This is a genomic window from Sphingorhabdus sp. M41 (assembly GCF_001586275.1).
Lineage (GTDB): Bacteria > Pseudomonadota > Alphaproteobacteria > Sphingomonadales > Sphingomonadaceae > Parasphingorhabdus.
The window spans coordinates 3,104,463-3,130,217 of sequence record NZ_CP014545.1 but is presented as its reverse complement, the minus strand read 5'-3'; the positions used below and the strand labels follow the sequence as shown (position 1 = coordinate 3,130,217).

The window sequence follows — 25,755 nt, the reverse complement described above, 5'->3', positions numbered from 1 at the left end:
GTTCACTATGACTCCCCCTTCCTTGATCCCGCCCCTGAAGGGGAGGGAAAATATTTAGGCGGCGTCTTCTGCGTCCAGGCCGTAAGCCGTGTGCAGCACGCGCAGCGCCAGTTCGGTATAATCTTCCTCGATCAGCACACTGACCTTGATTTCCGATGTGGTGATCGCCTGGATATTGACGCCGCGCTCGGCCAGCGCCTTGAACATGGTGGCAGCGATGCCGGCATGGCTCTTCATGCCGACGCCGACGACGGAGATTTTTGCGACATTGCTGTCGGGGATCAGGCGGTTGTAGCCGATGCTGTCCTGGGCGCCTTCCAGCACCTGCATCGCCTGGTCGAGATCGGCGCTGGGCACGGTGAAGGTCACATCGGTCTCGCCCTTTTCGCGGCCGACATTCTGGATGATCATGTCGACATTGATCGCCGCATCGGCGAGCGGCGCAAAAATATTGGCGACCGCACCCGGCTTGTCGGGAACGCGCGTTAAAGTGATCTTGGATTCATTCTTGTCGTGGGCGATGCCGGTAATCAATTGGCCTTCCATATCGTCCGTCTCCATTTCGTCTTCGCTGATAATCATTGTTCCGGGCAGGTCGTCGGCGGTCCAGTTGGTATTTTCGTCGGTGAAGGAAGAGAGGACCTGGATCCGCACGCCTTCCTTCATCGCCAGGCCGACCGAGCGGGTCTGCAACACCTTGGCCCCGACACTCGCCAGTTCCAGCATTTCCTCGAAGGTCACGGTCTTCAGCTTGCGCGCGCGGGTCACGATGCGGGGATCGGAGGTGTAGACGCCATCGACATCGGTATAGATGTCGCAGCGGTCAGCCTTGACCGCTGCGGCTATGGCAACCGCGCTGGTATCGGAACCACCGCGACCCAATGTCGTGATCCGGCCATCGTCGCTGATGCCCTGAAAACCGGGGATGATAGCGATTTCGCCGCTCTGCATCGCTGCGCTCAGCGCCGTTGCGTCAATCGAATCAATCCGTGCCTTGCTATGCGCCTCGATCGTGTGGATCGGCATTTGCCAGCCAAGCCAGCTGCGCGCCTTGGCTCCCAGAGATTGCAGCGCGATCGCGAGCAGTCCCGAAGTCACCTGTTCGCCCGACGCCACGACGACGTCATATTCGGCCGGATCATAAAGCGAACTGGCTTCGCGGCAGAAATTGACCAGCCGGTCGGTATCGCCGGCCATGGCGGATACCACCACCGCCACTTCATGACCGGCGTCGGCCTGTTGTTTGACGATCTGCGCCACCCGGCGGATACGTTCGATTCCGGCCATTGAGGTGCCGCCGAATTTCATCACTATGCGTGCCATGCTGCTGTCGGTAAAACTTTCGATAAAAAGGGCCTGAACAGGATTGAAAAGCCTGATAAAGAGGGGGCATGACAAAGGCAAGTAGCACAATCAAGCCCCAAGAAGCCGCGCATTTCGGCGCACTCGCAGCGGACTGGTGGGACCCGAAGGGCTCTTCGGCCATGTTGCACCGTCTGAATCCGGTCAGGCTTGCCTATATCCGCGACGCGATTGATCTGCATTTTCATAGCGACAGCAGCCTGTTGAAGCCGCTTTCCGGCAAAACAGCGCTTGATGTCGGTTGCGGTGCCGGCTTGCTGTGCGAACCATTGGCAAGGCTGGGCGCCAGCGTGACCGGCCTTGACGCGGCGGCGGAGAATATCGCTGTGGCGCGGGCCCATTCCGGACCGCAAGGGCTGGACATCGACTATCGCAACGAGGCCATCGAGGATTTTGGCGGGAAGGATTTCGATCTGGTCACGTCGCTCGAGGTGCTCGAACATGTCGAGGATCCGCAGGGCTTCGTCGATGGGCTCGCTGCCAGCATGGCTGACGACGGGCTGATGATCATCTCGACCCCCAATCGCACCGCGCTTTCCAACCTGCTGCTGGTCGAACTGGCCGAGCGGACCGGGCAGGTTCCGCGCGGGACCCATCATCATGATCAGTTTCTCACCCCGGACGAGCTGGAGAAACTGTTGAACAACGCCGGGCTCGCAGTGATTGACACCACCGGTCTCTCCTACAGTCCGGCCAAAGGCTTTGTGCTGTCCGACAATCTGTCGCTCAACTATCTGATGACGATTGTGCGGACCTCATGACCATTGTCCGGCCCTATGCCCCTGGCGACAAATATGCCTGCCTGGCCTTGTTTGACAGCAATGTCCCGGATTTCTTTGATCCGACAGAGCGTCACCTGTTTGTCGAATTTCTCGACCAGCCGGCTGGCGATTATTTCTGCATCGAGCAGCATGGCCGGATAGTCGGTTGCGGCGGCTTCGCCAGAGAGGAACGCGGGCAGGCGCGCTTTACCTGGGGCATGGTCGACCAGGCGCATCATGGTGATGGTCTCGGACGCTTGCTCACCGAGCACCGGCTGCAGGAAATTGCCAAAGCCGGCGACTATAGCGAAGCCGACTTGTCCACCACGCCCAGAATCGCTCCCTTTTTCGAAAAATTCGGATTTGTCGAAACCGGTCGGGAAAAAGACGGATTTGCGCCCGGCATGGACAAAGTGCTGATGATCAAGCCACTCTAGGCAAGTCTCCGGTACAGGTTCGGAGTTGACTCTGCGAAAAGCCATATCCGTCCTGTATCAAAAATCCACTTTTTCGTAATGCGCTGGTGGCGCAATCACTTCCATGCGTTCGGACAGCAGCGGCCGGAACGAGGGGCGTGACTTAAACATGCTGTACCAGGCCTTGGTCTGTTCATGTCCGGCCCAGTCAATCGCACCGAGATAATCCGCGACGGAAATCTGGGCCGCCGCGGCAAGGTCGGCGAGGCTCATCGTCGCCCCGGCCAGCCAGCTGCGGTGGTCGATCAGATAGTCGATATAGTCGAGGTGGACGTTCGCCCGGCGCATCGCTTCGCGGAGGATCTTGGCCTCGGGTGGCTCCCGCCGGACCAGTCGTTTGTGCATCCGCTCGTGCATCATTGGCGCGGTCACGTCGCCGTAAAATTGCTCGTCAAACCAGGCAACAAGACGCCGGATCTCGGCCCGGTTCACTGCCGTGCCGTTGATCATCGGAACCTTCTCGACCGTTTCCTCGATATATTCGCAGATGGCGACGCTGTCGACCAGATGGATGTCGCGCTCGCTATGTTTCATCACCGGTGTTCGGCCGGTCGGGTTCATCGACAGAAATTCGTCGCGCTGATCCCATGGCGATTCGCGGACAAGCTCATAGCCAACCGACTTCTCGCCCAGCAACAAGCGGACTTTGCGGGAAAACGGACATAGGGGGAATTGGTACAGCTGCCACATGCTGTTGGTGTTAGTCGCGAATAGGATTTTGGGGAAGAGCTTTGATGACGGACGGACAGATTGTGCAGCTTGTCTTTTCAATCCCATGCGCTAGCCGGAAATTGTGAGCAACCTAGTCCGGCTGATAGATAGCCAGCCGATTGCCCGCCGGGTCCAGACATTCGAAACGCCGTCCGCCGGGAAAGGCAAAAATCTCCTTGACGATTTCCCCGCCTGCCGTTCTGACCTGTGCGAGCGAGGCTTCCAGATCATCGGTCTGGAACGTGGGCATCGGGGCGACCGGTTCGGGTCCTGCGGCCAGCCCGATATCGACCGGCCCTCCTTCGACAGCGGCATAGCCCGGACCATAATCGGTGAAGGCAAAGCCGAAGGCCTGTTCGTAGAAGGCCTTGCTGGCGGGCAGGTCGCTGGCTTTCATTTCGAGATAATTGGGGGTTATTTTGGGCATGGTCTGGCTCCTGCTACGGATCGGAACTGCCGAGCCTAGCATATTGGCTTGATTGTCTCATAGCCATATCTGTCAGGCCATCACTCCGCCGCTTCCATCGCCTCTTTATCCGATAAAGGATGCGCGATCCGGCTGACCATTTCCTTCGGGCAGACCTGCCAGAAGCGATCCCGCCAGCGGTCCCAGTCGCGCAATATGGCTTCGGACCAGTTGCTGTCGGTGGTCTGGTGGTGCCGCTCGATCAGCGACAGCAGATGCGCTTCCCAATAGGCGCTGTCGAGCCGCTGCCAGACGATGCTCTCGCCATTGGCCTGTTTTTCGAAATCGCCTTCGCTGTCGAGAATGAAGGCCATGCCGCCGGTCATGCCGGCGCCGAAATTGCTGCCGACGGGGCCAAGGATGACCGCATTGCCGCCGGTCATATATTCGCAGCCATTGGCGCCGCAGCCCTCGACCACGACATCGGCGCCGCTGTTGCGCACGGCGAACCGCTCGCCGGCCTGTCCGGCTGCGTATAGCTGACCGGCGGTCGCGCCGTAGAGAACGGTATTGCCGATGATCGTATTGTCCTGGCTGACCAGCGGCGAGCTGACCATCGGGCGGACGACGATCTTGCCGCCGCACAGGCCCTTGCCGACATAATCATTGGAATCGCCGAACACTTCCAGCGTGATTCCCTGACAGAGGAAGGCGCCGAGCGACTGGCCGGCGGAGCCGCGCAAGCGGATATGGACATGGTCCTCGTTCAGGCTGCTCATGCCATATTTGGCGGTGATCTCGGCGGAGAAGCGTGTGCCGACGGCGCGGTGGGTATTGCGCACCGTATAGGTCAGCTGCATTTTCTCGCGCCGCTCGAATACTGGCTTGGCGTCGTCGATCATCTCCGCGTCGAGACTGTCCGGCACTTCGTTGCGCGGCGTGTCGATATTGAAGCTGCGCTGGTCATCCCGCGCGTCGACCTTGGCGAGAATCGGGTTGAGGTCGAGATCGTCGAGATGCTCGGCGCCGCGGCTGACCTGACGCAAGAGTTCGGTGCGACCGATGATTTCGTTCAGCGAGCGATAGCCGAGGCGCGCCAATATCTCGCGCACTTCCTCGGCCATATAGGTCATTAGATTGATCACCTTTTCCGGCGTGCCGGTGAATTTCTGGCGCAGCTTTTCATCCTGCACGCAGACGCCGACCGGGCAGGTGTTGCTGTGGCACTGGCGGACCATGATGCAGCCCATGGCGACGAGGCTGAGCGTGCCGATGCCGAATTCCTCGGCGCCGAGGATCGCGGCGATGACGATGTCGCGGCCGGTCTTGAGACCGCCATCCGTGCGCAGCTTCACCCGGTGGCGCAGGCCGTTGAGGGTGAGCACCTGATTGGCTTCGGTCAGCCCCATTTCCCAGGGCGTGCCGGCAAATTTGATCGAGGTCTGCGGCGATGCGCCGGTGCCGCCGGTATTGCCGGAGATCAGGATGACATCGGCATGGGCCTTGGCGACGCCGGCGGCAATCGTGCCGATTCCGGCCGACGAGACCAGCTTGACGCAGACCCGCGCGCGGGGATTGATCTGCTTGAGATCGTAGATCAGCTGGGCGAGATCCTCGATCGAGTAGATATCATGATGCGGCGGCGGCGAGATCAGGGTCACGCCGGGGGTCGAATGGCGCAGCTTGGCGATAAATTCGGTGACCTTGAAGCCGGGCAGCTGGCCGCCTTCGCCGGGCTTGGCGCCCTGGGCGACCTTGATCTCGATTTCCTCGCAGGCGCCGAGATATTCCGAGGTCACGCCAAAGCGTCCGGAGGCGACCTGCTTGATCGGGCTCGAGGCATTGTCGCCATTTTCAAAGGGCGTGTAGCGGCGCTTTTCCTCGCCGCCTTCGCCGGACACGGATTTCGCGCCGATCCGGTTCATCGCGATGGCGAGTGTCTCGTGCGCTTCGGGGCTGAGCGCGCCGAGGCTCATGCCCGGCGTGTTGAACCGCTTGCGGACTTCGGTGATCGCCTCGACCTCGTCGATCGGCACCGGCACCGGCGCATAGTTGAACTCCATCAGATCGCGCAGATAGATAGGCTCCATCTCGCGCACCGCCTGGGAGAATTGCAGATAGGAGGAATAGCTGTCATGGGCGACCGCCGATTGCAGCAGGTGCATCATATGGGCGCCATAGGCATGAGCCTCGCCGCCATCGCGCTGCTTGTAGAAGCCGCCGACCGGCAGACGCACGACCGCCGGTTCGAATGCTGCCTCGTGCTTTTCCTGGGCGTTGATGAACAAAGAGGCATAGCCTTCGCCGGATATCTTGGTCGGCATGCCGGGGAAGAGGTCGTTGCACAGCGCGCGGGACAGGCCGACGGCTTCGAAATTATAGCCGCCGCGATAGCTGGAGATGACGGCGATGCCCATTTTCGACAGGATCTTGAGCAGGCCATCGTCGACCGCTTTCTTGTGCCGCGCCAGACATTCGTCCAGCGTCAGCTCGCCGAACAGGCCGCGCGCATGGCGGTCGGCAATGGCTGCTTCCGCCATATAGGCATTGACCGTGGTCGCGCCGACACCGATCAGCACGGCATAGCAATGGGTGTCGAGACATTCCGCCGCCCGCACGTTGATCGAGGCGTAGGAGCGCAGCCCTTTGCGGACGAGATGCGTGTGGACTGCCGCGGTCGCGATTATCATCGAGATCGCCATCCGGTCCTCGTCGATATCCTCGTCGGTGAGGAAAATTTCGGTCTTGCCTGCGCGAACTGCCTGCTCCGCTTCCGAACGGATACGGGACAGCGCATCGCGGAGCTCGATGGCGGCGCCAGTCGTGCTCATCGTGCAATCAATTTCGGCCACCGCATCGCCAAAACCCAGTTTCAGTCTTTCCCACAGGGCGCAACTGAGCACCGGGCTTTCCAGCACCATGACATCTTCATTCTGGCTGTCCTGTTCGAGGATATTGGCCAGATTGGAGAAGCGCGTGCGCAGGCTCATCACATGGCGCTCGCGCAGGCTGTCGATCGGCGGATTGGTGACCTGGGAAAAATTCTGCTTGAAGAAGTGGCTGATCTGGCGCGGCTTGACGCTGATCACTGCCAGCGGGGTATCGTCGCCCATCGAGCCGATCGCTTCCTTGGCATCCTCGACCATCGGCGCGAGGATCATTTCCATATCCTCCAGCGTATGACCGGCAGCGGTCTGGCGGCGGATCAGCTCCTCCCTGGAATAGCCCATGCCGGAAACTTCCGGTGCAGGCGGCAGATCATCGACGGTCTGGAAACCCTTTACCAGATCGGCATAAGGTTCTTCCGATGCGATCCGGTCCTTGAGCTCGCGATCCTTGAACAGGATTCCGTCATCAAGATTGACCGCGATCATCTGTCCGGGGCCAAGTCGGCCTTTCTCGATGACCTGGCTTTCGGGCACGACAACCAGTCCGGATTCGCTGCCGATGATCAGCAGATTGTCGGCGGTGATCGAATAGCGCAGCGGCCGCAACGCGTTGCGGTCGACGCCGGCAACGGCCCAGTGGCCATCGGTCATCGCCAGCGCCGCAGGGCCGTCCCACGGCTCCATCACGCTCGCCATATATTCATACATTGCCTGGTGCGCCGGATCGATATCCGGGTCATTCTGCCAGGCCTGCGGGACCAGCATGATCTTGGCCGTCGGCGCATCGCGGCCGGAGCGGCAGATGGTCTCGAACACCGCATCCAGCGCCGCCGTGTCGGAAGAACCGGCCGGGATCACCGGCTTGATGTCCTCGCTGTGATCGCCAAAGGCGAGACTCGCCATCTTGATCTCGTGGCTTCTCATCCAGTTCTTATTGCCGCGAATGGTGTTGATTTCGCCATTGTGAGCGAGACAGCGGAACGGCTGTGCCAGCCACCATTGCGGGAAGGTGTTGGTCGAATAGCGCTGGTGGAAAATCGCCACCCGGCTCTCGAACCGGTCGTCGGTCAGGTCGGGATAGAAAACCGACAAGGATTCGGCGAGAAACAGGCCCTTGTAGATGATCGAGCGGCAGGACAGGCTACAGATGTAGAAGTCCTGGATCTGCGCGGCGATCACCTTTTTTTCGATCCGGCGGCGGATGAGATAGAGATTCTTCTCGAATTCGCGCGCGTCCTGCTTGTCCGGCATTGGCCCGGCAATCATGATCTGCTCGATCTCCGGGCGGGTGTTCTGCGCTTTCGGACCGATTACGGAGACATCCACCGGCACCTGACGCCAGCCATAGATGGTATAGCCGGATTCGATGATTTCCGCCTCGACAATGGTGCGGCAGCTTTCCTGCGCATTGAGATCGGTGCGCGGCAGGAAGATCATGCCCACGGCCAGCCGGTTCGGGCGGACCTTGTGCCCGCTGTCGGCAATCGCATCGTCGAAGAATCGCTCGGGCAGATCGACGTGCAGGCCGGCGCCGTCGCCGGTCTTGCCATCGGCGTCGACCGCGCCCCGGTGCCAGACCGCTTTCAGCGCATCAATCGCCGAGGACACGACGCGCCGTGAAGGCTTGCCGTCGGTTGCGGCGACCAGTCCGACGCCGCAGGCATCGGATTCAAATTCGGGACGGTACATGCCCTCGCGAGCGAGCCGTTCATGTTCGGGGGTGGGATAATGGTGGGTCATTCGTCTTCTTTCGGCGGTTGCGCCTCGGGCCCGGTTTTGAGCGGCGGCAGATGCGCGGTCGCTTCCTCGACTTTTTTCATGATCGCCGGCATCGCCTGCATCATCTCCGGCACGAAGCTCATCATCGACTGCATCATTTCCGGATCGACAAAAACCATCATATAGTCGCGGGCGAAGGCGCTGCCGGTTTCCGTAGCAAAAAAGGCGTTCATTTCGGCCAGTTGGTCAGTCGTAAACTTTCGGGCATAGATATTCGCAAGTGTTTCGCGAATGGCAGGTTCCATCGCCGTCATCAGGTCGACCATTTCATTGGTCATGACTTTGGTCGATATTTGCATCCGCTCTTTAAAATGCGGGTCCCGTTCCAGCATCATGTCATTGAGCGAAGCATTGCCCATTTCCGCTATCGCCGCATCATCTACGCCATAGCCTTTCATGGTCTCTGCCATCGGACGGTCGAAACTCTGGCTGATGATGCTGTCCATCATCTGATCCATCGTGCCCTTCATCATCCGCTTATAGGTGCCGAGCGGGAACAGATAGTCGACCGTGACCACGGCAGCGGCGAGACGGGCGGGATCGATAACCGCTTGCTCACTGTCGCTTGCTGTAGCCCTTGTATCTTGCGCCGCTGCGGGAACGCTTGAGACAAGCGCCAAAGCTGCTGCAAATGTTGAAAATAATAGCTTCATGTTCATGCTCCGTCTGCGGCCTATGCCGCCACCTTTTCGGCCAATTTCTTTTCCCGCAAGAACCGATGCATATGCTCGGTGACATCGCGCCCATCCCTGATGCCCCAGACGACCAGGCTGGCACCGCGGACGATATCACCAGCGGCGAACACGCCTTCCAGATTGGTCATCATCGACTTGTGATCGACCCGCAACGTGCCCCAGCGGGTGACCGAGAGATCGGGCGAACCAAAGAGGCCTGGCAGATCTTCTGCGTCGAAACCCAAGGCCTTGATCACCAGATCGGCGTCGACGGTAAAGTCGCTGTCCGGTTCGACTTCCGGCGAACGTCGGCCACTGGCATCGGGCGCGCCGAGCCGCATCCTGTTTGCTCTGACCGCTGTCACATGATCGGCACCCTCGATCGCCTTGGGGGCAGTGAGCCAGACAAATTCGACACCCTCTTCCTCGGCGTTGCGCACTTCATTTTGCGAACCGGGCATATTGGCGCGGTCGCGGCGATAGAGGCATTTTACCGATTTCGCGCCTTGCCGGATGGATGTCCGGACGCAATCCATCGCGGTGTCGCCGCCGCCGATGACGACGACATTCTTGCCGTGGGCGTTATAGCGGCCGCTGTCGAACTCAGGTACATCATCGCCGAAACTCTTGCGGTTCGAGGCGATCAGGAAATCGAGCGCCTCCTCGACCCCCGGTGCGCCGACGCCCGGCATCTGGATTGCGCGCGCCTTGTAGACGCCGGTAGCGATCAGGATCGCGTCATGCTGGTTGCGCAATTCTTCCAGTGTCGCGTCCCGGCCGACTTCGAAATTCTCGTGAAACTGGATGCCGCCATCCTTCAGCCGCTGCACCCGCCGCATGATGACATGTTTTTCCAGCTTGAAGCCGGGAATGCCGTAAGTCAGCAATCCGCCGGCGCGGTCGTGGCGGTCATAGACATGCACTTCGTATCCGGCGACCCTCAGATATTCGGCGGCGGTCAGGCCGGCAGGTCCGGCGCCGATGATGCCGACCGACTGGCCCTTGGGGCGTCCCGGCTGCAGCGGTTCGACCCAGCCTTCTTCCCAGGCGGTGTCGGTGATATATTTCTCGACCGAACCGATCGTGACCGCGCCATGGCCGGAAAATTCGATCACGCAATTGCCCTCGCACAGACGGTCCTGCGGGCAGATGCGGCCACAGATTTCCGGCATGGTCGAGGTCAGATTGGACATTTCATAGGCTTCGCGCAGCCGGCCCTCGGCGGTCAGCCGCAGCCAGTCGGGGATATGATTGTGCAGGGGGCAATGGACCGAACAATAAGGCACACCGCATTGCGAGCAGCGGGCAGCCTGTTCGGCGGCTTTCTCGGGCGCGTATCGGTTGGCGATTTCCTGAAAATCCTCGGCGCGCAGGCTGGGTGCGCGTTTTTCGGGATAGGCCTGGCCCTCCTCGACAAATTTCAGCATTTCCAATTTCTGCGGGCTTTTTGCCATGCCAGATACTCGTTTCCAGTGATTTATGATTGTAACCAATGACCTTTCCGGTCAGTTATGGCGACAGAAATAGCCACATAAACGGCAGGAGTCACGCAAAATCTGCATTATAGGACAGTTACATTGTCCTAATACCTGTTCTGCGACGCGCTCAATTCGGAAGGGTGCGCAGTTTCAAGGCTATATAGTAATTTATCGGACCTATATTTTCCTCACGACAATCTGAAGATGAAACGCTATTGCGCGACAAACCATAATACAGGCTGCCCATGACCTTCATTCAAATGCTGCTCCTCGCGATCGTGCAGGGCGTTACCGAATTTCTGCCGATATCCTCGTCGGGTCATCTGATCCTGCTGCCGGTGTTCACCGGTTATGCCGATCAGGGGCCGATGATCGACATTGCCGTGCATGTCGGTTCGCTGCTCGCGATCATCACCTATTTCTTCAGGGATGTCTGGTCGCTGGGAAAAGGCGGCCTCGCCACGATCGGCATTGGCCAGGCGCCAGCCGAGCGACGGCTGTTCTGGTGGATCATCATCGGCACGATTCCGGCCGTCATCGTCGGCCTGTTCCTGAAGACCGGTGGCTATCTCGACGGTTTCCGCAGCACCACGCTGGTCGCCGTCAACCTCATCGTTTACGGTATATTGCTGGGCATCGCCGACCGGTTCGGACGGCAGGTCAAGTCGTTCGAGGACCTGACCCTGAAAGACGGGCTGATCGTCGGTCTGGCGCAAGCGATGGCGCTGATCCCCGGTACCAGCCGTTCCGGTGTCACCATGACCGCGGCCCGCTTCCTCGGTTATACAAGGGTCGAGGCAGCCCGCTTTTCCTTCCTGCTGTCGATCCCGGCGGTGGCTGGCGCCGGCGTGCTGATCATTCCTGATCTGATGGGTGCCAGCAGCGAATTGCTCAAGGAAGCGCTGATCACCGGCGTGCTGACCTTTATCGCGGCACTGGCGACGATGACCTTCCTGATGCAATTTCTGCGCAAGGCGTCGATGATGGTGTTTGTCGTTTACCGCGTCGCCATGGGCATTGCTCTGCTCGCCCTTTTCTAGGCCCGCTTTTTCAGGCGTTGCTAGCTAGCCTTGGCGCGAGCCCCAAAGCGGCCATGAGCGGTATATTTCTCCATCCAGCCGCTGGCGACCGCAGCGAGCGGGGTCGGCGCGACGCCGAAGGCGTCCAGTCCCCTGGCTCCCTGCGCCACGACATTGTCTTTCTGCAACATCTTGTACTGATCCGATGTGATCGGAGAAGCGGGGAGCATCGCCAATATTCTGGCAGCGAAATCCGGGACGTCGATAAAAGTCCGTTCGCGGCCTGTCAGCCCCGCAATGCGCCGGTTGAGATCACCCATGCTGATCACTTCCGGACCGCCCAGCTCAAATGTCTGGCCGGCATAAAGCTCCGGCTGGCTCATTGCCCGGGCGACGACATCGGCAACATCGCCGACGAACACCGGCTGGAATTTGGTAGTGCTACCGATTACCGGCACGACCGGCATCATCGCGATCATCGCGGCAAAGCGATTGATGAACTGGTCTTCCCGGCCGAATATGATCGACGGCCTGAGAATGATTGCGCCGGGAAAGGCCTGTAGAACCGCCTGTTCGCCGTCGCCTTTGCTCCGGCCATAGCGGGAAGGGGAGGCGCTATCCGCGCCAATGGCCGAAAGGTGCAGCAACGTGCGGCATCCCGCCGCTGCTGCGGCTTCGGCAACATTGCGCGCGCCTTCGACATGCACGCGTTCAAAATTGCCGTTCAATATGCCGACCAGATTGATCACTCCGTCGCAGCCATGGACCGCGCGGGCAACGCTTTCCGCCTTGGTCACATCGGCGCTGGCAAATTGCGTCTGTCCGAGGTTACCGAGTGGCTTGATGTGCATGGCATTCTTGATATTGCGCTCGGCAATACGCAGACGCGCGCCGCGTTCCAGCAGGGCCTGCGCGATATAGCGGCCGAGAAAACCGCCGCCGCCAAATATGCAAATCAATTGTCCGTCGAGATCCATGTCCATCTTCCACTCGTGCCTAGGTTGATCTTTTTGCCTCTGCCTCAGGCGGGCGGGTGAAGCAACAGCCGATTCCCTGCTTGGCATAGCATAATTTATGCCGTGTCCCCGCGGTTTCGACTTCGCCGAGCCACAGCGAGCCGGGACGATCTGCTTTTATGGATATGAAACCCCATATGAATCATTGACAGCAGAACCACCAAGCGGCTAATCGCCCGCCTCTATCAGGTGGTATCGACATGATCACCGCCTGCATGGGCCCAGATGGCGGAATTGGTAGACGCGCATGCTTCAGGTGCATGTATTCGCAAGGATGTGGAGGTTCGAGTCCTCTTCTGGGCACCAGATATACGTTCGCAAGTGTTCGTCAAAGCTTGCTAAACTCCCGTAAAACTGCTAAAAACTCTTCCTAAATGACCGTTGGCGTCCGCCCGTGTTCGTGAGCAATCACGATCTTTTGGGGGCCACGTTGGGGGCCATTGGTATTTGAACCAATAGGAGTGGCCCCCAGATGGCATTGACTGATACAGCAATTAAAGGAGCTAAACATGGCCCGAAACCGATCAAGCTTTTTGATGAAAGAGGGTTGTTCCTGTTGCTTCAGCCTAGTGGCGGAAAGCTTTGGCGGCTGAAATACCGGATATTGGGTAAGGAAAAGAAGCTTTCGTTGGGCGTCTATCCAGATGTTACATTGAAAGAGGCCCGGAAAAGGCGCGACGAAGCAAGGACGTTGCTGGCAAACGGAGCGGACCCTGCAAGCGTCAAACTTGAACAGGCAAAGTCAGCCAAACGAAATGCAGCGAACACGTTCAAGGCAATCGCCGACGAATATATCGACAAATCGGCAAAGGAAGGCCGTGCGGCTGTTACCATCAAGAAAACGCGCTGGCTGTTGTCGCTGCTTGAAAACGCTATTGGAAATCGACCGATAACCGATATCACACCAGCCGACTTGCTCGAAGCTCTGCAAAAGGTTGAAGCCAAAGGACATTTGGAAACAGCCCGCCGGATGAGATCATTTGCGGGCAGAGTATTTCGATATGCGGTGGCAACATCACGCGCGACCGCCGATCCTTCCAATTTGCTGAGAGGCGCATTGGTGGCCCCCAAAGTGACGCATCATAGCGCAATATTGGAACCGAAGGCGGTTGGCGAATTGTTGCGCGCCATCGACGGCTATCAAGGCCAACCGCTCACATGCATTGCCCTAAAGCTGACCCCCCATGTGTTCGTGCGTCCGGGTGAATTGCGACGCGCCGAATGGCAAGAGTTTGATTTGGAAAAGGCAATCTGGACGATACCAGCCGAAAAAATGAAAATGCGTGACCCGCACGTTGTTCCGCTTTCATTGCAGGCATTGGAATTGCTGGAATCAGCAAAAGTCATCAGCGAAGGGCAACAATATGTGTTCTCGTCGCTCTATCCGGGCAATCGTCCGATGTCCGAAAATACAATCAATGCTTCGCTCCGGCGGCTGGGATATTCAGGCAAAGAAATGACGGCGCATGGCTTTCGCTCCATGGCCAGCACACTGTTAAACGAAAGTGGGAAATGGAGTGCCGATGCTATCGAGCGTGCTTTGGCCCATAAGGATGGGAATGCAACGCGCGGCGCATACCATCGCGGCCAGCATTGGGATGAGCGAGTGCAAATGGCGCAATGGTGGAGTGACTATCTAGAAACTCTGCGGGACGGCGGGGAGGTTGTTCAATTTCCGAGTGTAAATCACAATTGAAACGACTGGCTTTCTAGTCGACAATTTAATATCAATATCTGGTGAACTCTGAACAACGCCAACAGATACGATTAATTCTTGCCGATGCTTTGTTGCGTGCGGAAAAGGATATCCGGGAAAAAGTCCGCCATCTTCACACTGATCATGCGGCGAAAGGCTGTTTGAATAGCGGCGCTACCCTAAAGCGACACGTCGAGATTTTTGATACAGTCGGCCAAAGTTATGTGTCTAGCACGCTGGATGCAATTGCTGACGTATCGATGGAAATGGAAGCTTTTGCTATATACGAAGAAGGCCATATGCAGCTTTCGACAATGATGAGGCGAAACTTGAAAGACGACAATATTTACGGGGTTTGTACTACGGGTAATCCCAATTCCGCCGTTGCTAACGCCATCAATCTCCAATTCTTATCAGTTGAGGGCCAACTAAAGCGCCTTAAAGATTTGCGGCGATATAGTTTCACTAGGCCCGAACCAATTGACATGGCTAGCTTTGGCCTATCTGAAAAACGGTCGGCTTTGATGCCGAAAAACGAAGTGACAAAAAACAAGGGTGGCAGGCCAGCCGCCGAGCACTGGGATGAAATGTGGGCTACGATTGCCACGTTGCTTTACGAAGGCGATCTTAATCCAAAACGACAGGCCGATATCGAAAAGGCCATGATGGATTGGTTGGAAAGTAACGGACATTCAGCGGCAGATAGTACTGTTCGAAAACGCGCTAGATTGCTTTGGCAACGGCTGGAAGTGGCTGAAAACTAGTTTCCGCCCCTTATCGCCTCTTATCGGCGGAAAACTATTCGCGCCGTCCGTAGAAACTGACTCCAGAACCCGCTTGAACGTGAGCGGTCAAACTGGAGAAAAGGTTATGGAACCGGTTACAATCTCAATTACCGGCGCGGCGAAAGCTTTGGGCTTAGGCCGTACTTCAATTTATGTGCTTATCAAGGAAGGTCGGCTGGAAACGGTCAAGTTCGGGCGGCGGCATTTGATCAAAACCGAATCTATCCGCCGCTTGATTGACGGGGCGTAACTCGACCAACGATGTCCGGAAAACGGATCAATTATCGGCTGGTAAAGCAGTATCGCAACTATACGGTGGATGAAATCGCTCGCCTCCTTGGCGTTCACAAAAACACCGTTCGCGACTGGATTGCAAAAGGCCTTCCTGTGATCGATGACTGCAAACCAATGTTGGTTTTGGGCAGTGATTTGAAAAGCTGGCTCGCCGAAAAGCGCAAATCGGCAAAACGTCCATGCGGCCCCGGTGAGTTTTACTGCCTCAAATGCAGAGAGCCGAGGCGTCCTGCCATGGGCATGGTGGATTATGTCCCTAAAACTGACCGCAGCGGATGCCTAAAAGCATTATGTGAGACGTGCGAACGGCCAATCAACCGCAATGCCACCGTCGCACATCTGTCTGCCACTATGCCAGGAATCGCTATCCAGTTTGTGGAGTGTCAATCAAGCATAAGTGGGCGGGCCGAACTCCCCTCAAACTGTGACTTGAAGCAGGGATAAGAAACAATGGCAAAACACAATGCAGCGAACGAACGGATCAAGCGCGAATATTTCCTTTATTTGAAGGAAGCAAAAGGCCGCGATGAAAAGTCGCTAGATGTCGTAGCCAAGGCGATCAACCGCTTTGAGGTCTCGACCAAGTTCCGGGATTTTAAACTGTTTAACAAGGCGCAGGCAATGGCTTTCAAAAGTCGGTTGGTTGAACAGATCAACGAACAAACTGGCAAGCCGCTCAGTAAGGCAACGATTGCCTCCACAATGCGGGCATTGCAGAAATTCTTTGAATGGCTTGCTGGCCAGCCGCACTACAAATCAAAGCTCAATTATTCAGATTCTCACTATTTCAGCGTCTCGGAAAAGGATTTGCGGATCAGTCGTGCCACGCGCGAGCAGCCTGTGCCGTCAATGGAGCAAATGCATCATGTGATCTCATCGATGCCAGCCACAAGTGACATAGAACAACGCAATCGTGCAATTGTTGCATTGATCTTTCTGACCGGTGTGCGCGATGGCGCTCTTGTTTCGCTAAAGCTGAAACATATTGATGTTGCCGAGCAGCGGCTGGATCAGGATGCCCGTGAAGTGCAAACCAAATTTTCCAAGACTTTCCAGACATGGTTTTTCCCGGTTGGCGGAGACGCAGCCGAGATCATTGCAGATTGGGTCCGTCATTTGCGCGAAGACCTGCTTTTTGGAGACGATGATCCGCTATTTCCCCAGACAAGGGTAAAGGTCGGCAACAATGGATTTGAAGCGAGTGGGGTAGACCCAAAATGTTGGAGCAACGCCGGACCGGTCCGAACGATTTTTAGAGAGGCTTTCGAAGCTGCTGGCTTAAAATATCACAGCCCACATTCGGTGAGGAAAACATTGGCACGGTTTGGTCAGAAACTTGGCCTGTCTATCCGGGCTTACAAGGCTTGGTCAAAAAATCTGGGTCACAGCAACATGATGACGACATTTTCGAGCTACGGTGATGTTCCTCCCGAAGAGCAGGCGGAATTGATAAAGGGGCTTAGCCAATCGAAAGCAACAGATGGTGATCAGGAATTAGCCACCATTTTGGCGAAAACCGTTCGAGAGTTTCAGAGACGCTATTAGTCTTTGCGCTCGCTGGCTGTGGGGCCTACGTCAGAACAATGGGGAATGAGACAAAATGTAATGACGCGGCGGGCGGTTACGGAAACAAAATTCTATATATCATGTGCGCTCAAGAGCCATCGCATACTGATAAAAATATAGTGCACAGCAAAGCGCGAATGATTGCAAAAGTTTACGAAGTCAGCCGCAATCTGGGCAAGGACTGGGATTTGGTGGCAAAAGCGCTTTGTAACAAAAAACTGGCGTTGGACCGCTTGCTTGCAGGCTTAGACGGGCTGTCATTTTCCAGAGCGAATCTTGCCCAGATTGTCGAAGTCCATGGTAAGCTCGATCAGCATCTTTGTAAGCAGCTCGCGGAAGCGGGAGGACATAGGAAGGTGCATTCACGCGCATCATTTGTTTCCAAATACCTACATTTCCATCGCCCGGATATCTTTCCGATATTGGACAGTCTGGCCGAATTGGGCGTCAAGGCGAAAATTGAGGGGAGATTGCCCAAAGTAACTAACCCGGGGAACTCACCGAGTGAGCGCTATGAACGATTTTGCTTGGCGATCCTGCTCTTACAATCCAGCGGAAAGTTCGAAAATAAATCGCTCCGTCAAATTGATGACAAATTGGTGAAAAAGGGACAAAAAGAACGCGAGAAAAAGCAACACACAGCTTCGTAAGATAGTTCTATTAAATCATGGACTAAGGTTGATTGAACCTCAATTCAGAATAAAGGATACATCATGCGCTAATATGCAGGGTGAAGAGGACCAAGAATGACAGGCCAACAACAACGTGATGAATTGCGCCGCCAAATCTGGGCCATCGCTAACGATGTCAGAGGCGCGGTTGATGGCTGGGATTTCAAGCAGTTCGTGCTGGGCGCGTTGTTTTACCGATTTATCAGCGAAAACTTCACCAACTACATCGAAGCCGATGATGATAGCATCAACTACGCCAGCTTGGATGACAGCGCCATTCCAGACGCGGCGAAAATCGATGCAGTGAAGACCAAGGGCTACTTCATCTACCCTAGCCAGCTCTTTGCCAATGTCGCGGCCAGCGCCAACAACAATGAGAGTCTGAACACCGACTTGGCGACAATCTTCAAGGAAATCGAAGGCTCTGCCAGCGGATATCCTTCCGAAGAGGACATCAAGGGCCTGTTCTCAGACTTTGACACTACCAGCAACCGGCTGGGTAATATGGTGAAGGACAAGAACGCCCGGCTGGCCAAGGTGCTGAAGGGTGTCGAAAGCCTGCCGCTCAAGTTCGAGGAGAACGAAAACGATCTCTTTGGTGATGCCTATGAGTTCCTGATCTCGAACTACGCGGCCAATGCAGGAAAATCGGGCGGCGAGTTCTTCACGCCGCAACACGTATCAAAGCTGATCGCGCAACTGGCTGTTCACGGGCGAAGCAGCATCAACAAGATTTACGATCCAGCCGCCGGGTCTGGGTCCTTGCTGTTGCAGGCCAAGAAGCATTGCGGCGATCATTTCATCGAAGAGGGATTCTTCGGGCAGGAAATCAACTACACCACCTACAACCTCGCCCGCATGAATATGTTCTTGCACAATGTGAACTATGACAAGTTCAACATCCAGAACGGCAACACGCTCGAAAATCCGCATTTTCTTGATGAAAGGCCCTTCGATGCCATCGTCTCCAACCCACCCTATTCGGTCCGGTGGAAGGGGGATGAAGACCCGACGCTGATCAATGATGACCGGTTTGCGCCCGCTGGCGTGCTTGCCCCAAAATCAAAGGCAGACTTCGCCTTTGTGCTGCACGCGCTGCACTATCTTTCGGCCAAGGGACGCGCGGCGATTGTGTGCTTTCCGGGCATTTTCTATCGCGGCGGGGCAGAGCAGAAAATCCGCAAATTTCTGGTCGACAGCAATGTCGTGGAAACGGTGGTTTCGCTCGCGCCCAATCTGTTTTTCGGCACGACGATTGCGGTCCACATTCTGGTGCTCGCGAAGAACAAGACCGACACAAAGATTCAGTTCATCGATGCGAGCGGAGAGGAGTTCTTCGCCAAGAAGACCAACACCAATGAGATGAGCGACGATCACGTGGCCCGGATCATCGAGATGTTCGCCAGCAAGGAGAATGTCGAGAACGTGTCTGAGACGGTGGAGCAGCAGCGAGTGATCGATGCGGACTATAACCTTTCGGTCAGCGCCTTCGTTGAGCCGAAGGATAATCGGGTTGAGACCAACATCGTAGAACTCAACGCCGAACTGAAAACTACTGTCGCCAAGATTGACCGGCTGCGCAGCGATATTGATGCGATTGTCGCGGAGATCGAGGCGTGAGCGATCTGAGCTTTCTTAATAATCTACTGGACGGTGCGGAGGTCGAGTGGAAGCCGCTCGGCGATGTAGCCAAAGTGCAGCGTGGCGCATCCCCTCGACCAATTTCGAAGTTTATCACTGACGATCCAGATGGCGTGCCTTGGATAAAGATTGGGGATACCGAGCCCGGCTCAAAATATGTTACGAAAACTGCTCAAAAGATTACCGCCGGCGGTGCGGAAAAATCGCGCAGGCTGAGTAAGGGCGACTTTATCATCTCAAACTCGATGAGTTTTGGGCGTCCTTACATATTGGCTCTTGATGGCGCGATTCACGATGGCTGGGCATCGGTAAGCGATTATCAGGATGCGCTCAATTCCGATTTTTTGTATCACTATCTCTCATCTCACGCCGTCCAGAGTTACTGGTTAACCAAGATCAACAGCGGCTCCGTTAGCAATCTCAATTCTCAGCTTATTCAAGCGTTGGAAGTCCCAATCCCCTGCCCGAAGGAGCCGGAGAAGTCGCTGGCGATACAGGCGGAGATTGTTCGGATACTGGAAAGCTTCACTGAGCTGACCGCTGAGCTGACCGCTGAGCTGGCAGCGCGCAAGAAACAATACAACCACTACCGCGAAGAGCTTTTTTGCTTTGATGATAGTGAGGCCGAATTCTTGGCGCTTGGCGATGAGCGAATTGGTTCATTCACTCGAGGTGGCGGGTTGCAGAAGAAGGACTTTGTCGAGCAGGGCGTTGGTTGCATTCACTACGGCCAGATTTATACCCATTACGGTACTTTTGCGCGCTCAACCAAAAGCTATGTCTCGGACGATTTTGCGAAAAAGGCGCGCAAAGCCAAAAAAGGGGACTTGGTTATCGCCACAACGAGCGAGAACGATGATGACGTCTGCAAAGCCGTCGCTTGGCTTGGCGAAGAGGACATCGCCGTAAGTAGCGATGCCTGTTTCTACTCGCACAATCTTAACCCAAAATACGTTTCGTATTTCTTTCAAACCGAACAATTCCAAAAGCAGAAGCGAGCATACATCACCGGCACGAAGGTAAGACGAGTCAATGCCGATAGCCTAGCGAAAATAGAAATCCCGGTCCCACACAAGGAGGGTGAGCAGGAACGCATCGTAGTAATACTCGACAAATTCGACACGCTCACAACCTCGCTCAGCGAAGGCCTGCCGCGCGAAATCGCGCTGCGGCAACAGCAATATGAATATTACCGTCACCTACTCCTGAGTTTCCCCAAAGCTGCCCAGGCGGTTGAGGCATGAGCGAGCAAGATGACAATCTCGCTGCTAAGGCCAAAGAGCTGACCGCTGCGGATAAGAAAGTCCAATTGATCTACGCCTTCAACGGCATAGGCAAGACTCGACTTTCCAGAGCATTGAAGAATGAGATTGCTCCGAAACCTGAGGATCATGCAGCGGCGGAGCCATCGCGAAATAAAATTCTCTACTACAACGCCTTCACCGAAGACCTGTTTTCTTGGGATAACGACCTAGAGAATGATGAAGAATACCGTCTAGAAATCAAGGCAAATAGCTTCACCGACTGGATATTGGGTGTGCGCGGCCAAGATCAAAACATCATCGCCAATTTTCAGCGCTACACCGATGACAAGCTGACCCCGGCCTTTGTTCCAGAGGTCGAACAGGTCACCAACCGGGACGGTAAGAGGGAGAACAAGACCAAATACCCTGCGATCACTTTCTCCCATGACCGAGGCACAGAAAGCAGTCAGGGGATTAAAATATCTAAGGGCGAAGAAAGCAACCTGATCTGGAGCATTTTCTTCACCTTGCTTCAGGAGGTGGTGGACCTATTGAGCGAAGCTGACCCAACTAAGCGCGACGACAACGAGTATGACAACCTCACATATGTTTTCATCGACGATCCGGTCAGTTCGCTAGATGAGAACCATCTGATCGAGCTGGCCGTCGACTTGGCGGGCTTGATTGCCAGAAGTCGCTTCCAAAACGGCCAAGGTGTGAAGTTTGTCATCACAACCCACAACCCGCTTTTTTATAATGTCCTTTGTAAAGAGCTAAGCGGTGCTGCCTGTTACTTATTGAAGCGCAATCAAGATGGGCTTCTGGACCTGGTTCCTAAGGACGGTGCGGCCAATAAGAGCTTTTCATACCACCACCATCTCAAAGGCATATTGGAGAACGCAATCGCAGAAGGCTCGGTTGAGAAGTTCCATTTCAGCCTTTTGCGCAATCTCTATGAAAAGACTGCAAACTTCCTCGGTTATAAACATTGGACCGACTTGCTCAAAACTGCGCCAGATGAGCGGACCGATTATCTAAAAAAGGTCATAAATCACTACAGTCACCGAGAGCTTTCAGCAGAAGAAATTGCAGAACCAACGGAGCAACAAAAGGAGGATGTGGCGATTTTGCTGCAAAACCTCATAAACAACTACGGCTATTGGCAGCAGGAAGCGCAAGATGGTTGAGCAGACAAAGCCGATAGCGGAATCGAAGAACTTCATCGTTCTCGACAAATACACCAGCGACTGGACCGCTGCGGACCACTACCAGAGCGAGGCCGAACTCGAGCGCGAGCTGATCAAGGACCTGAGTAATCAGGGCTATGAATTCCTGCCTGACCTGACCTCACCCGAAGCCATGCTGGCCAATGTTCGTGTGCGGCTGGAAGACCTAAACAGCGTGCGCTTCTCCGATGAGGAGTGGCAGCGCTTCGTTATGACCTATCTGGACAGCCCTAGCGACGGGATCATCGACAAGACCCGCAAGGTCCACGATGACTACATCAACGACTTTGTGTTCGACGACGGGCGCATTCAGAACATCTACCTCTTCGACAAGGCAAACATCGCGCGCAACAAACTGCAAGTCATCAAGCAATTCGAGCAGGCTGGGCTGCACGCTAATCGCTATGACGTGACAATTCTCGTCAACGGCCTGCCATTGGTGCAGATCGAGCTGAAGAAGCGCGGTGTGGCCATTCGCGAGGCGTTCAACCAAATCCACCGCTACAGCAAAGAGAGCTTCAACAGCGACAATTCGCTCTACAAGTTCCTTCAGCTCTTCGTAATCTCAAACGGCACCGACACGCGCTATTTCGCCAACACAACCAAGCGCGACAAGAACAGCTTCGATTTCACCATGAACTGGGCGAAGGCCGATAACGGACTGATCAAGGATCTGAAAGACTTTACCGCCACCTTCTTGGAGAGGCGCACGCTTCTGAACGTGTTGCTGCACTATTCGGTCTTCGACGTCAGCGACACCTTGCTGGTCATGCGGCCCTACCAGATTGCGGCGACCGAGCGGATCATGTGGAAAATCAAGAGCTCCTATAATACGAAGAGCTGGAGCAAGCCAGAGAGTGGCGGCTATATCTGGCACACCACCGGATCAGGAAAGACGCTGACAAGCTTCAAGGCCGCGCGGCTGGCAACTGAATTGGATTTCATCCACAAGGTGTTTTTCGTCGTCGACCGCAAAGACCTCGACTACCAGACGATGAAGGAATACCAGCGGTTCTCGCCAGATAGCGTGAACGGCTCTGAAAACACGGCTGCTCTCAAACGCAATCTGGCCAAAGACGATAACAAGATCGTCGTCACCACGATCCAGAAGCTGAACAATTTAATGAAGAGGGAAGGCGACCTTTCAGTTTATGGTCAGCAGGTGGTTTTCATTTTCGACGAGTGCCACCGCAGCCAGTTTGGTGAAGCGCAGAAGAACCTGAAAAAGAAGTTCAAGCGCTTCTATCAGTTCGGATTCACAGGCACGCCCATCTTCCAGCAGAACGCTTCTGGGTCAGAGACGACCGCCAGCGTCTTTGGCCGTGAATTACACTCATACGTGATTACCGACGCTATTCGCGACGAGAAAGTTCTCAAGTTCAAAGTTGACTATAATGATGTTCGACCGAAGTTCAGGGCCATTGAGACCGAGCAGGATGAGGCGAAACTCAGTGCTGCCGAAAACAAGAAGGCATTGCTTCACCCCGAGCGGATACGTGAAGTGTCTCAGTATATTCTGGGCAACTTTCGCCAGAAGACCCATCGCACAAATCCGGGCGGCGGTGGCTTTAATGGGATGTTCGCAGTAAGCAGTGTGGATGCTGCCAAGCTTTACTACGAGGCATTGAACGAGCTCCAGCGGGGCAGCGTGAAGCCGCTCAAAATTGCTACCATCTTTTCGTTCGCCGCGAATGAAGAGCAGAATGCTATTGGTGAAATCCGGGACGAATCCTTTGATGTTTCCGCGCTGGAAAGCAGCGGCAAAGAGTTTCTGAACGCGGCTATCCGTGACTATAATTCCATGTTTGGCACGAGCTTCACCACGGACGGCAACGGTTTTCAGAACTATTATCGCGACCTCGCCAATCGGGTGAAGTCAAAGGAAGTCGATCTCCTGATCGTAGTCGGGATGTTCCTGACCGGCTTTGATGCTCCTTCGCTTAACACGCTTTTCGTCGATAAGAACCTGCGCTTCCACGGCCTCATACAGGCTTATTCTCGCACCAATCGAATTTTCGATGCGACCAAGACCTTTGGGAACATCGTTGCTTTTCGCGATCTAGAACAAGCAACCATCGATGCGATTACGTTGTTCGGTGACAGCAACACGAAAAACGTCGTGATTGAGAAGAGCTACCAGGAATACATGGAAGGCTTCTCTGATATAGCCTCAGGTTCAGCCCGTCGAGGGTTCGTGACCATCCTTGATGAGCTAGAGCAGAATTTCCCTGATCCGGGCGAAATCGTCAAGGAGGCGGACAAGAAGGAATTTGCAAAGCTATTTGGTGAGTATCTAAGGGCTGAAAATATCCTGCAGAACTTCGACGAGTTCGTCGCCCTGAAGGCCTTCCAAGATATTGACCAGACTGATGAAGCGGCTGTCGAAGCGTTCAAGCATGTTCACCATCTAGGCGACACTGAAGTTGAAGAACTGGCGGCCATACAGCTACCATCCGAACGCAAGATACAGGATTATAAATCTACCTACAACGACATTCGTGACTGGTTAAGGCGAGAGAAGACAGCGACTGAAACTGATGAATCCATGCTTGATTGGGATGATGTAGTTTTTGAGGTCGACCTCCTGAAATCTCAAGAGATCAATCTAGACTATATTCTTGAGCTCATTTTCGAGAAGAATCGTAGCACCGAGGACAAGAGCGATCTGATCGACGAAGCACGTCGTGTCATTCGAGCGAGTTTAGGCAATCGGGCAAAGGAAAATTTAATCGTCGATTTTATCAATCAAACCAACTTGGATGAGATTGATGGCAAAGAGGGAGTAATCGAGAGCTTCTATAACTTTGCACGAGAGGAACAGCGCCGGGAATTTGATGAGCTTGTGGAAACAGAGGGCCTTAATCGGGAAGCGACCCGGCGTTATGTCAGCAATTCGATTAGACGAGAATTCGCTAGTGACAATGGGAATGACCTGAACCAAACTCTACCTAAGATGAGCCCACTGAATCCTGAGTATTTGACAAAGAAGGATGTGGTATTTCAACGAGTGTCAGAATTTGTTGCAAAATTTAAGAATGCCGGTGGGCAGATTTAATCGCGGTTTTGCCTGCGGACGGTTCGTATTCATTGGCTACGGATTCTTCCCCAGCATTATCATCTGGGGGCCATATTGGGGGCCAGTTTTGAAGTCGAATAATATAATGTAAATTATTTCATTAACTTAGGTAGGGCTTTCGAGTCCTCTTCTGGCACCATAGAGCGTTTCGCGGCCATTGCCGCACCAACGTCTTGGGGCGTGCCGCTGGAATCATTTATACTCACGGCACCTCAATTATCCAGGGCAGGCTGCTCATTTCCAAGCCGCTGCAGGAAAAGCAATATTTCTTCCTCGCTGACGACATCGGCATATTTGGCGTTCATGTCGAACAGATTGGCTTGATGCGGCGCGTCGTGACGGTCGCCGCAGGCATCGGCGACAACCGCTGTGCGAAAGCCGTGCGACATGGCATCGACGCAGCTTGCGCGGACGCAGCCGCTGGTGGTCAGGCCGGTCAAAAGCACGCTGTCGATGCCCATTGCCGTGAGAGTCGAGGCGAGTGACGTGCCGAAAAACGCGCTGGGATATTGTTTGCTGATGACCAGCTCATCCTCCCGTGGTTCCAGCCCTTCGGCGAAGGCACCCATTGGGTGACCCTCGATGAAATAGCGGAGAGGCGCGGCTTTTTCGAAGAAGCGGCCACCGTCGATGCCGCTGACATGATAGGATACATTCGTCAGGATCACGGGTATTCTGGCTAGCCGGGCGGCTTCCCGTACGCGCAGGGCCGAGGATAGCGCATCCTCTACGTCGGAATATAGATCGCAATCAGGGTCGAAATAGCCCTGGCAAAAGTCGATCAGGATCAGGGCTGGTCGCTGACCAAAGCCGACTTTTACGTTATAGGCGCGGCGATAATTTTCGAGCAGCTCTTCTTCACTCATCGCGCGTTTTTCCTTTCCTGCAGCCAGGCCCCGCTGTGGTGCTGTTGCTGTCGTCCAATCCCGGCTGCTGTCATCAGGGAGGATGGCTGGCAGATCGCCGTTTCGCAAGCCATAGCGTGA

The 25,755-nt window shown here is 55.3% G+C and carries 21 protein-coding genes and 1 tRNA gene; 14 read left to right on the top strand and 8 right to left on the bottom strand.

The window, feature by feature from the left end; all coding sequences use genetic code 11:
• Nucleotides 1-54: 54 nt before the first annotated feature.
• Complete coding sequence (locus AZE99_RS14915; RefSeq protein WP_067202779.1) at nucleotides 55-1,323, bottom strand: aspartate kinase; 1,269 nt, start codon at nucleotides 1,321-1,323, stop codon at nucleotides 55-57.
• A gap of 68 nt (nucleotides 1,324-1,391) precedes the next feature.
• On the opposite strand from AZE99_RS14915, the gene ubiG reads away from it, so the two are divergent.
• Together ubiG and AZE99_RS14905 are read left to right on the top strand one after the other, a co-directional pair.
• Nucleotides 1,392-2,123 (top strand): bifunctional 2-polyprenyl-6-hydroxyphenol methylase/3-demethylubiquinol 3-O-methyltransferase UbiG, encoded by a 732-nt coding sequence (gene ubiG / locus AZE99_RS14910; protein ID WP_067202777.1) that lies wholly within the window; start codon nucleotides 1,392-1,394, stop codon nucleotides 2,121-2,123.
• Nucleotides 2,120-2,560, top strand: coding sequence for a GNAT family N-acetyltransferase (locus tag AZE99_RS14905; RefSeq protein ID WP_067202774.1), 441 nt, complete (start codon nucleotides 2,120-2,122; stop codon nucleotides 2,558-2,560). The genes ubiG and AZE99_RS14905 overlap by 4 nt, the downstream gene beginning before the upstream one ends.
• A gap of 57 nt (nucleotides 2,561-2,617) precedes the next feature.
• Here AZE99_RS14905 and AZE99_RS14900 read toward each other — a convergent pair whose 3' ends face one another.
• The 5 genes from AZE99_RS14900 to AZE99_RS14880 all read right to left on the bottom strand — a co-directional run bounded on the left by AZE99_RS14900 (nucleotide 2,618) and on the right by AZE99_RS14880 (nucleotide 10,511).
• A complete protein-coding gene (locus AZE99_RS14900) occupies nucleotides 2,618-3,289 on the bottom strand; it encodes a glutathione S-transferase family protein (RefSeq protein WP_067202771.1) in 672 nt (223 codons plus the stop codon).
• A 112-nt stretch (nucleotides 3,290-3,401) separates the two neighbouring features.
• Entirely contained in the window at nucleotides 3,402-3,737 is a 336-nt protein-coding gene (locus tag AZE99_RS14895; RefSeq protein WP_067202768.1) for a VOC family protein, read from the bottom strand.
• A gap of 80 nt (nucleotides 3,738-3,817) precedes the next feature.
• Nucleotides 3,818-8,344: a glutamate synthase large subunit gene (gene gltB, locus AZE99_RS14890; protein ID WP_067202765.1), complete on the bottom strand. Its 4,527-nt coding sequence runs from the start codon at nucleotides 8,342-8,344 to the stop codon at nucleotides 3,818-3,820.
• Nucleotides 8,341-9,036: a DUF2059 domain-containing protein gene (locus AZE99_RS14885; protein ID WP_067202762.1), complete on the bottom strand. Its 696-nt coding sequence runs from the start codon at nucleotides 9,034-9,036 to the stop codon at nucleotides 8,341-8,343. The genes gltB and AZE99_RS14885 overlap by 4 nt, the downstream gene beginning before the upstream one ends.
• A gap of 20 nt (nucleotides 9,037-9,056) precedes the next feature.
• A complete protein-coding gene (locus AZE99_RS14880) occupies nucleotides 9,057-10,511 on the bottom strand; it encodes an NAD(P)-dependent oxidoreductase (RefSeq protein WP_067202760.1) in 1,455 nt (484 codons plus the stop codon).
• Nucleotides 10,512-10,780: 269 nt separating this feature from the next.
• Here AZE99_RS14880 and AZE99_RS14875 point away from each other — a divergent pair, with 269 nt between their 5' ends.
• Entirely contained in the window at nucleotides 10,781-11,575 is a 795-nt protein-coding gene (locus AZE99_RS14875) for an undecaprenyl-diphosphate phosphatase (RefSeq protein ID WP_067202757.1), read from the top strand.
• Between the two features lie 20 nt (nucleotides 11,576-11,595).
• Here AZE99_RS14875 and AZE99_RS14870 read toward each other — a convergent pair whose 3' ends face one another.
• Entirely contained in the window at nucleotides 11,596-12,537 is a 942-nt protein-coding gene (locus AZE99_RS14870; protein WP_067202753.1) for a complex I NDUFA9 subunit family protein, read from the bottom strand.
• A gap of 252 nt (nucleotides 12,538-12,789) precedes the next feature.
• Here AZE99_RS14870 and AZE99_RS14865 point away from each other — a divergent pair.
• The 11 genes from AZE99_RS14865 (at nucleotide 12,790) to AZE99_RS14815 (ending at nucleotide 24,748) form a co-directional block, all read left to right on the top strand.
• Nucleotides 12,790-12,876: transfer RNA gene (locus AZE99_RS14865), tRNA-Leu, on the top strand.
• 166 nt (nucleotides 12,877-13,042) lie between these two features.
• Complete coding sequence (locus AZE99_RS14860; protein WP_067202750.1) at nucleotides 13,043-14,266, top strand: tyrosine-type recombinase/integrase; 1,224 nt, start codon at nucleotides 13,043-13,045, stop codon at nucleotides 14,264-14,266.
• A 41-nt stretch (nucleotides 14,267-14,307) separates the two neighbouring features.
• Entirely contained in the window at nucleotides 14,308-15,030 is a 723-nt protein-coding gene (locus AZE99_RS14855; protein WP_156472291.1) for a hypothetical protein, read from the top strand.
• Between the two features lie 106 nt (nucleotides 15,031-15,136).
• Nucleotides 15,137-15,301 carry a helix-turn-helix domain-containing protein gene (locus AZE99_RS14850; RefSeq protein ID WP_067202744.1) on the top strand — a complete coding sequence of 55 codons (165 nt, stop codon included), beginning with the start codon at nucleotides 15,137-15,139 and terminating at the stop codon, nucleotides 15,299-15,301.
• 11 nt (nucleotides 15,302-15,312) lie between these two features.
• Nucleotides 15,313-15,789, top strand: a complete 477-nt coding sequence (locus AZE99_RS14845; RefSeq protein WP_067202741.1) for a helix-turn-helix domain-containing protein — start codon at nucleotides 15,313-15,315, stop codon at nucleotides 15,787-15,789.
• A gap of 6 nt (nucleotides 15,790-15,795) precedes the next feature.
• Complete coding sequence (locus AZE99_RS14840) at nucleotides 15,796-16,890, top strand: tyrosine-type recombinase/integrase (protein WP_067202740.1); 1,095 nt, start codon at nucleotides 15,796-15,798, stop codon at nucleotides 16,888-16,890.
• 158 nt (nucleotides 16,891-17,048) lie between these two features.
• A complete protein-coding gene (locus AZE99_RS14835) occupies nucleotides 17,049-17,561 on the top strand; it encodes a hypothetical protein (RefSeq protein WP_067202738.1) in 513 nt (170 codons plus the stop codon).
• Nucleotides 17,562-17,657: 96 nt separating this feature from the next.
• A complete protein-coding gene (locus AZE99_RS14830) occupies nucleotides 17,658-19,202 on the top strand; it encodes a type I restriction-modification system subunit M (RefSeq protein ID WP_067202737.1) in 1,545 nt (514 codons plus the stop codon).
• Nucleotides 19,199-20,467, top strand: a complete 1,269-nt coding sequence (locus AZE99_RS14825; RefSeq protein WP_067202735.1) for a restriction endonuclease subunit S — start codon at nucleotides 19,199-19,201, stop codon at nucleotides 20,465-20,467. Before AZE99_RS14830 ends, AZE99_RS14825 begins: the two co-directional genes overlap by 4 nt.
• Entirely contained in the window at nucleotides 20,464-21,654 is a 1,191-nt protein-coding gene (locus AZE99_RS14820; RefSeq protein WP_067202733.1) for an anticodon nuclease, read from the top strand. The genes AZE99_RS14825 and AZE99_RS14820 overlap by 4 nt, the downstream gene beginning before the upstream one ends.
• Nucleotides 21,647-24,748, top strand: coding sequence for an HsdR family type I site-specific deoxyribonuclease (locus AZE99_RS14815; RefSeq protein ID WP_067202730.1), 3,102 nt, complete (start codon nucleotides 21,647-21,649; stop codon nucleotides 24,746-24,748). The genes AZE99_RS14820 and AZE99_RS14815 overlap by 8 nt, the downstream gene beginning before the upstream one ends.
• 233 nt (nucleotides 24,749-24,981) lie before the next feature.
• On the opposite strand, the gene AZE99_RS14810 is transcribed toward AZE99_RS14815, so the two are convergent.
• A complete protein-coding gene (locus AZE99_RS14810) occupies nucleotides 24,982-25,635 on the bottom strand; it encodes an isochorismatase family protein (protein WP_067202727.1) in 654 nt (217 codons plus the stop codon).
• Nucleotides 25,636-25,755: the final 120 nt, after the last annotated feature.